General features: G+C 54.6%; 9 protein-coding genes. 7 read left to right on the plus strand and 2 right to left on the minus strand.

Going from position 1 to position 8,083, the window contains the following annotated elements; translation table 11 throughout:
- The first annotated feature begins 135 nt into the window (after positions 1–135).
- The 3 genes from JW953_00655 to JW953_00665 are packed head-to-tail and all read left to right on the plus strand — an operon-like array spanning position 136 to position 2,291.
- Positions 136–1,428 carry a DUF58 domain-containing protein gene (locus tag JW953_00655; GenBank protein MBN1991183.1) on the plus strand — a complete coding sequence of 431 codons (1,293 nt, stop codon included), beginning with the start codon at positions 136–138 and terminating at the stop codon, positions 1,426–1,428.
- A 21-nt stretch (positions 1,429–1,449) separates the two neighbouring features.
- Positions 1,450–1,836 (plus strand): response regulator, encoded by a 387-nt coding sequence (locus JW953_00660; GenBank protein MBN1991184.1) that lies wholly within the window; start codon positions 1,450–1,452, stop codon positions 1,834–1,836.
- A 35-nt stretch (positions 1,837–1,871) separates the two neighbouring features.
- Positions 1,872–2,291 (plus strand): YjbQ family protein, encoded by a 420-nt coding sequence (locus JW953_00665; protein MBN1991185.1) that lies wholly within the window; start codon positions 1,872–1,874, stop codon positions 2,289–2,291.
- Positions 2,292–2,354: 63 nt separating this feature from the next.
- On the opposite strand, the gene JW953_00670 is transcribed toward JW953_00665, so the two are convergent.
- Both JW953_00670 and JW953_00675 read right to left on the minus strand, forming a co-directional pair.
- Positions 2,355–3,002 (minus strand): cobalamin-dependent protein, encoded by a 648-nt coding sequence (locus JW953_00670; protein ID MBN1991186.1) that lies wholly within the window; start codon positions 3,000–3,002, stop codon positions 2,355–2,357.
- Positions 2,995–3,765 carry a GntR family transcriptional regulator gene (locus JW953_00675; protein MBN1991187.1) on the minus strand — a complete coding sequence of 257 codons (771 nt, stop codon included), beginning with the start codon at positions 3,763–3,765 and terminating at the stop codon, positions 2,995–2,997. Before JW953_00675 ends, JW953_00670 begins: the two co-directional genes overlap by 8 nt.
- Before the next feature lie 277 nt (positions 3,766–4,042).
- Here JW953_00675 and JW953_00680 point away from each other — a divergent pair, with 277 nt between their 5' ends.
- The 4 genes from JW953_00680 to JW953_00695 all read left to right on the plus strand — a co-directional run.
- Positions 4,043–4,765, plus strand: a complete 723-nt coding sequence (locus JW953_00680) for a DUF1638 domain-containing protein (GenBank protein ID MBN1991188.1) — start codon at positions 4,043–4,045, stop codon at positions 4,763–4,765.
- On the plus strand, positions 4,765–6,624 hold the full coding sequence (locus JW953_00685) for a DUF4445 domain-containing protein (GenBank protein ID MBN1991189.1): 1,860 nt from the start codon (positions 4,765–4,767) through the stop codon (positions 6,622–6,624). The genes JW953_00680 and JW953_00685 overlap by 1 nt, the downstream gene beginning before the upstream one ends.
- A gap of 43 nt (positions 6,625–6,667) precedes the next feature.
- Positions 6,668–7,465 (plus strand): dihydropteroate synthase, encoded by a 798-nt coding sequence (locus JW953_00690; protein MBN1991190.1) that lies wholly within the window; start codon positions 6,668–6,670, stop codon positions 7,463–7,465.
- Between the two features lie 54 nt (positions 7,466–7,519).
- On the plus strand, positions 7,520–8,083 hold a 564-nt coding region (locus tag JW953_00695; GenBank protein MBN1991191.1), incomplete at its 3' end, for a cobalamin-dependent protein.

Raw genomic sequence — 8,083 nt, forward strand, 5'->3', positions numbered from 1 at the left:
CACCCTGGCCCACCGGCTGATCATCAGCCCGGCGGCCCGCATCAAAAATGTGACCGCCAGGGAAGTGATTGCCGATATTCTCTCCTCCATCCCCGTCCCCGGCGCGCGGGTGAGCAGCACCTAAAGGAGTATTTTTTGCGCAACCTGGAACGAAGCTGGGTTTTATTGCTCATGTGGCTGGCCTCGCTGATAGCCACGCTCACGGTGGGGGGGGCTTTATTTTTTAGTCTCACCTATCTTTTTACCGCCATATTGGTATTTTCCTTTTTATGGGCCTGGCTCAATGTGCATTGGCTGCGCATTACCCGGCACATCCGAAACCGGCACGTGCAGGTGGGCAATTTTATTGAGGAACGTTTTGTGCTGGAGAATACCGGCTGGCTGCCCAAACTGTGGGTTGAACTTCAAGACGAGGCCAATCTGCCGGGCCACCGGGCCAGCCGGGTTATCTCCAATTTAGGGGGCGGACGACAAAAAAGCTGGCACATCCGCACGCCCTGTTATCAACGGGGACGTTTCACCCTGGGACCCCTGGTGATCTCCAGCGGCGACCCCTTTGGTCTATTTTTGTTCAGCAAACACCTGCCGCATTTTACCTCGCCGGTGGTGGTTTATCCGATGACTTATGACCTGCCTGCTTTTTATCCCCCGGTAGGCGAGCAGACGGGCGGCGAGGCGGCGCACCGGCGCACGCACTATGTCACCACCAATGTCTCCGGCATTCGGGATTATGTGTTTGGCGATAGCTTCAATCGCATCCACTGGCCCAGCACCGCCCGCAATAATCGGATTATGGTGAAAGAGTTTGAATTAGACCCTATGGCCGACGTGTGGGTTTTTTTGGACATGGAACGCGGGGTTCAGGCCGGTTTGAGTTATAAAGAAATCCCTCCGCCCCCGCTGCCCCAGGTGCATTGGGAAAAACTGCCGGAGTTCAAATTGCCGCCCAGCACCGAGGAATACGGCGTTGCCATCGCCGCCTCGGTGTGCAAACATTTTTTGGCCCAAAACCGGGCCGTGGGCCTGATTACCTACGCCAAGGCCCACCACCGCGAGATAGCCCAGAGCGACCGGGGAGAACGACAACTGACCCGCATTTACGAGATGCTGGCGGTAACGCAAGCGCACGGCATGATTCCGCTGGCCGAGGTATTGGCCGCCGAAACCTTGCGCTTCAATCGCAACACCACCCTGGTCATTATCACTGCCGCCGCCAATCCCGAGTGGGTGAGCGTGGCGCATCATCTGATGAGTCGCGGCGTGCGGGTGACGGCCGTGGTCATCAATCCGGCCAGCTTTGGCGCGCTCCACACTTCATTAGACGTGGAAGTGGAACTGACGGCCAGCCATATCCCCCACTACGTTGTCCACCAGGGCGACGCGCTGGAGCAAGCCCTGGCTTACGCCCGTTCCGGCAGAAAATTTTAACCAGGAGATACCGACCAGAAAATGTCCAGCTCAGAAATCATCGTGGTAGACGACGACCCGGTGGCCCTCCGCCTGTTGACCCGCATCATCGAAATGGCCGGCTACAGCGCGGCCACCGCCAGAAACGGTCAGGAAGCCTTAGAAAAGGTCCAGGCCTTGCAGCCCGCCCTGGTGTTGCTTGACCTGACCATGCCCAAAATTGACGGTTTGCAAGTTTGCCAACAAATCCGCAACAACGCCGGCCTGGCCCACCAACCCTACATCATCATGCTCACCGCCAGGGACCAGGCCGCAGATTATCGCCAGGCGGAACAAATTGGGGTGAATGAATTTATCAACAAACCTTATGACCCGGCCAAAATTTCTGCCCGCGTGCAGACGATTTTGGGTTTGAGGGTTCAAAAATAACTTGGGATTTTCTTGTTCCCAAACCGGAGTAATGTATGAAGAGCTATCGCGAAGAACTATGGTTCAATGTTTCCGGGCGTCGCGCTTTTATCAACATCACGCCCGAAGTGGAAAATTGTGTACACAAAAGCGGCGTCAAAGAAGGGCTGGTTCTGGTAAACGCCATGCACATCACCGCCTCTGTTTTTATCAATGACGATGAATCCGGCCTGCACCAGGACTACGAAACCTGGCTGGAAAAACTGGCCCCCCATGAGCCGATCAGCCAATATCGCCACAACCGCACCGGCGAAGATAACGGCGACGCGCATCTGAAACGGCAAATTATGGGGCGCGAGGTGGTGGTGGCCGTTACCAACGGCCGGTTGGATTTTGGCCCGTGGGAGCAGATATTTTACGGCGAGTTTGATGGGGGGCGTCGCAAGCGGGTGCTGGTAAAAATTATCGGGGAATGAATTCTGAGAGCCTGCCTGAAAAGCCAAACATGCTTTTCAGACAGTTTGTGTGTAAGCCCTAAACTATAGTTTAGGGGCCAATAGGCGCTGGCACAAGCGGACACCTTCCATAGAGTTGATAATCCAATAATCAGCTCCCACATATTGGCAAACCTGTTCATTAATGGAAGTGCCGCCAACAACAATCGGAATATCGGCCAGGGCCAAAACTGAAGCTTCCCGAATTAAAGTAATGGTATCCCGCATCACGTCGTAAGAACTGGTCAACAACCCCGACAGTCCAATAATATCTGGTTTGACCTTTTTGGCTTGAGCCAAAAATTCGGCCGGGGGCACGTCAACACCCAGGTCATACACCGTAAACCCATAACAACTGAGCAACATTCCCTGGATATTCTTACCAATATCGTGGATGTCGCCCTGAACCGTACCCAGCAGAATGCGGCCGGTTTCGTTCCCTTGCACTTTTTCCTTGATCACGGGTTGGGCCAATTCCATCACCTCGCGAAATATTTCGCCGGCCATAATTAGCCCGGAGAGGAAATACTGGCCCTGTTCGTAACGCTCGCCCACCCGGCGCATCCCTTCCTGGCAATCTTCTACAATAGCCAGCGGGTCGTCGCCCTGCTCCAGCCGCTGCTGAACAATGGCCAGGGCTTCCTGTTCGCGCAGTTCCAAAACTTGATTGATCAGGTGCGTGTCTTTAGTCATTGTCAATTCCTACCCCGGTGGCAAAACGCAAATAATCGCTACGACAAATAAACCAACCCCAACTGACCGGACAATCGTTAAAATCGTAAAAAAGATGTTCCAAATAAAATGCAGCGGCGGGCAGACAAGTTTGCAGAAGAATCACCTCTTCTTCATTTAATAAGCAAGCTTCAATCTTCAATTCGCCTCGTTTGAGCAGCGCGCTGCCGGTGCCATCAAATAGACCTTGTAAGGTCGTCACTTCCATTTCGGCCTCAACAATGGGGCGAGTGGGGTCATAAATGAGATATTCACGGTGATAGAAAGCGGGGTCATTGTTAACGGTTAAAAGACGGCGAATGTAAATGGTTTTCTGACCCACGGCCAAATTGAGTTTGCGCGCCGTGCGTTCATTGGCCGAAACAACGCGCACATCCAGCAATTTGACCGCCATAGCCGGGTCATTAAACAGGTCTTGCAGTTCTTGCAGGCCAAAAGCCGCGTGGCCCAATTCCAGAGCCTTCACAAACGTGCCGCGCCCCCTGGCCGTGCTGACCACTCCCTCTTCGACCAACAAATTAATGGTCCGGCGCACCGTCATGGGGCTAACCTGGTAACTCTGGCACAGCATAGCCTCGGAGGGCAGTTGGTCGCCAGGCCGAAACATACCTGAAGCCACCTGCCGCCGCAAAATATTGGCCAACTGAAGATAAGCCGGTTCATAAGAAGCCCGATCAATGTTTTCAACAGGCCAGCCGTTTTGCTCAATTCTGTTGGGTTTCATCGGAGAGTCTCGCTAGACGGATCAACATCAAAAAACTTCTTCTTGAGCCAATACTGGGCTTGGGGGCAAACCGGATTTGGGCACGAGAAAATTAATGCTTAAACCTAAGCTTACGCATTATGCCCAAAATGTCAATTCCGGTTTGACAACTTCCCTATATAACTATATAATTTGGGGCGTCACCATCAGGGGTTTTTACGCTATATTTGGTTAAAAACTCCATCTACAAAATCTTTCCTCTTCTCCTGCACGTACAAAACTTTTAAGGAAAGCTGATATGATTGCTGCCCGCACCAAAGTTGTTGCCTGCGCTACCGTCATCGAAGAGATGTTCCCCTTTCTGCCTGAAGGCATGACCTACGAGGTTCTTGATTTTGGGCTTCATTTAACCCCTGAAAAACTACGGAATAAATTACAAGAAACAATAGACGCAGCCGGCGCCGAAATAGACGCCATTATTTTGGGTTACGGCATGTGCTCAATGGCGGTGGTCGGTCTTAAAGCCACCCGCTGCACGTTGATAGTGCCCCGCGTAGACGATTGTATTGCCATTTTCCTCGGCTCAGCCGCGGCCTATAAACAGCAAGCCGCTCAAGAACCGGGCACCTACTACCTCACCAAAGGCTGGATTGAGGTGAGCGACACGCCTTTTGAAGAACACAAACGCCTGGTTGAACGGTATGGGGCCAAACAAGCCGACCGGATGATCCGGCTTATGCTTAAAAATTATACCCGCCTTGCTTTTATTGACACCGGCCTTTACGAACAAGAGCGCTACCGGAATTACACCCGCCGCATGGCCAAACGTTTTGATCTTCGCTACGAGGAAATTCCCGGTTCAACCGACCTGATTAAAAAAATGCTCTACGGCCCCTGGGACGATGACTTTGTAATTGCCCGTCCCGGCGCCACCATTAGTTATGCTGATTTTAAAACAACCGCCACCACCACCATGTGCAACTTGCCAGGTTTGGCCTTGACCCCGCCGGAGGTAGGTTAATGCCCAAACCTAACGCCACGCCGCCAACCTATCAAGTTGATTTTGAACCGATTGGCAAACGGGTTGAAGTTACGCCAGACACTACCCTGCTGGAAGCAGCCCAACAGGCCGGACTGGCCCTGGCGTCAACGTGCGGCGGCATGCGCAGTTGCGGCCAATGCCGCCTGGTGGTCCTTTCAGGTGACGTGTCGCCCTCCACCCCTGACGAAGAAGCCATACTGACCAAATTGGAATTACGGCGCGGGCAACGGCTGGCCTGCAATACCCACGTGCACAGTAACGTTAAAGTGCATGTGCCCAAATCTTCCCTCATTACCAGCCAAAGGTTACAACTGGCAGGCGACTTTGACCAATTAACGCTCGATCCCCTTGTCCACGCTTATGATCTTAAAATCCCGCCGCCCTCCCTGGACGATCCTCGCGCCGATCTGGAACGCCTGACCGCCGCCCTCCCCCCAACTTTAGGCCAGCCAATTGAGGCTGAACCGGCCGTTGTCCGCCAAATAACCACCGGCGCGCGAGAGCATCATTGGCATTTGACCGCCTATCTGCGAGACGCCGAAGTAGTGGGGGTGGTTCCCTCCGGCTTGCCGCCAATGGGCCTGGCCATTGACCTGGGCACCACCAAAATCGCGGCCAGCCTGGTTGATTTAACCACCGGTAACGAGCTGGCCGTGACCGGAGTATTGAACCCCCAGATTGGCTATGGCGAAGACGTTATCAGCCGCCTAACACACGTGTGGCGCAACCCCGATGGCGGTCGTACCCTGGCCACAATGGTCCAAGAGACGCTGGATAACTTATTGGCAGAATTGGCCGAAAAAGCGGGGGTCAGCCGGGCGCAGGTGGCGGACGTTTGCCTGGTAGGCAACACAGCTATGATTCACCTGCTGCTGCAATTGCCGGTGCGCCAACTGGCTACATCGCCCTATGTGGCCGCCACCAATGCCGCTATTGATCTAAAAGCCCGCGAAGTGGGTTTGGCGACCGCGCCCGGGGCTTACCTGCACATCTTGCCCTGTATCGGCGGGTTTGTAGGGGCAGATCACGTGGCCATGCTTTTGGCCAGCCAACTTGATCAAACCAAGCAAGTGGCCTTGGGCATAGACATTGGCACCAATACCGAAATCGCCCTGGTCAGGCCAGAGCAGGGCTTTTTAACTTCGGTGTCGTGCGCCTCCGGCCCGGCCTTTGAAGGAGCGCATATCAGCAACGGCATGCGGGCCGCTGCCGGAGCCATAGAAGCCATTGAATTGACCGCCGCCGAAGTTCATTTAAAAACCGTTGATAATGCCCCGGCCATTGGTTTGTGTGGCTCCGGCATCATTGACGGCGTAGCCGAGTTGCGGCGCTGGAATTTAATCAATCAACGGGGCCGGTTTGACCGCGAGCATCACCGGGTGCGAGAAGGCCGTTATGGAGCCGAATTCCTATTGGTCCCCGCCGAGCAAAGCGGCAGCCAACGCGACGTGGTAATCACCCAAAAAGACATTAACGAGATACAGTTGGCCAAAGGAGCTATTCGGGCCGGGTTGGAGGTGTTACTGGAGGCTACCGGCACAACGCCGGAGGACGTGCAAACGGTGATCATTGCCGGGGCGTTTGGCTCATTTCTCCAGGTAAAAAACGCGCTGGAGATGGGGTTGCTGCCCCGTCTACCCAATGCCCGTTACCGGCAGGTGGGTAATGCGGCGGTGGTTGGCGCCCGGCAGGCCCTGTTGTCTCGCCGGGCGCGGCAACGCGCCCAACAAATTGTCAACCAAACCAACTACCTGGAATTAACTACCTATCCCAAATTCAACCGGCGTTTTGCTTTAGGCATGCTTTTTCCAAATGATGAAAACTCTAAAGGTCATTGAAACTTTAGGGTCTGGATGAACTGATTACAACCAAGGAGAGCTTATGGAACTAATTGGTGAAAAAATTAATGGTACCCGCACCCGCGTGGCGCAAGCCATAGCCGAACGAGATACCAGCTTTATTCAAAACCTGGCCCGCCAGCAGGCCGAGGCCGGCTCGGCCTGGCTAGACGTGAACGCCGGCACCCATCCCCAGCAGGAGCCGGACGACCTGGTTTGGCTGATTGAAACTATCCAGGCCGTGGTGGACACCCCGCTGTGTTTGGATAGCGCCAACCCCAAGGCCCTGGCTGTGGCCATCAAAGCAGTGCACAAAACACCGCTGATCAATTCCATCAGCGGCGAACCCCAACGGCTGACCGGGATTTTGCCCCTGGTGGCGGAACATAACTGTCGCGCCATTGCCCTGGCCATGGACGACAAGAATATTCCCAAAACCAGCGAGGCCAGGGTAGCTATCGTCCACAAAATAATGGCCGCCACCCGCGCGGCCGGCATCCCCGATGAGCATCTTTATGTTGACCCGCTGGTAATGACCCTCAGCACCAATATTCAAAGCGGCCTGATTTTCTTTGACGCCATCCGGGCCGTGCACACAGCCTACCCGGACGTTCATTTTACCGCCGGCTTGAGCAATATTTCGTTTGGTTTACCGGCTCGTTCTTTTATTAACCGGGCCTTTTTAACCCTGGCCCTGGCCGCCGGGCTGGACAGCGCCATTCTTGATCCCCTGGACCGGGAACTAAAGGCAGCGCTGCTGGCCGCCGCATTGGTGTTGGGGCGCGACCGTCATTGTTTGAACTACACCCGGGCCTACCGGGCCGGGGTGTTCAAAATCTAATGAGTGGGGGTAGGAAAGTCCCACCCCTAATTTATTTAGCAAAGGAGGCTTGTTATGTCAAAAAAACTGATTGACGCCATCGCTGACATGCGGGAGGAAGAAGCCCTCAAGTTAGTCAGCGAGATGGTAGAAGGCGGTTCAGAGTCTATGGCCGTTCTGGAGGCAGTTAGAGAGGCCATGGACACTGTAGGCCAGCGCTACGAGAAGGGCGAATACTTTTTGCCCGAACTGGTGCTGGCCGGCGAGATGATGAACCAGATCACGGACATGGTCAAGTCCGGGCTGGCCAAGGCGCCACCGGCCAAACGTCTCGGCAAGGTGGTCATTGGCACGGTGGAGGGAGACATCCACGACATCGGCAAAGACATTGTCGGCTTCATGCTCGATGTCAACGGCTTTGAGGTTCTTGATCTGGGCGTGGACGTGCCCGCGCAAAAGTTCACGGAGGCTGTGCGGGACTTTCAGCCTCAGGTGGTTGGCCTGAGCGGGTTCCTGACCCTGGCCTTTGACGCCATGAAAGAAACAGTTGAAGACCTCAAAAAAGCCGGTCTGCGAGACAAGGTTAAAATCATGATCGGCGGCGGCCAGATGGATGATCAGGTCAGGGCGCATACAGGC

Source organism: Anaerolineae bacterium (assembly GCA_016931895.1).
Lineage (GTDB): Bacteria > Chloroflexota > Anaerolineae > 4572-78 > J111 > JAFGNV01.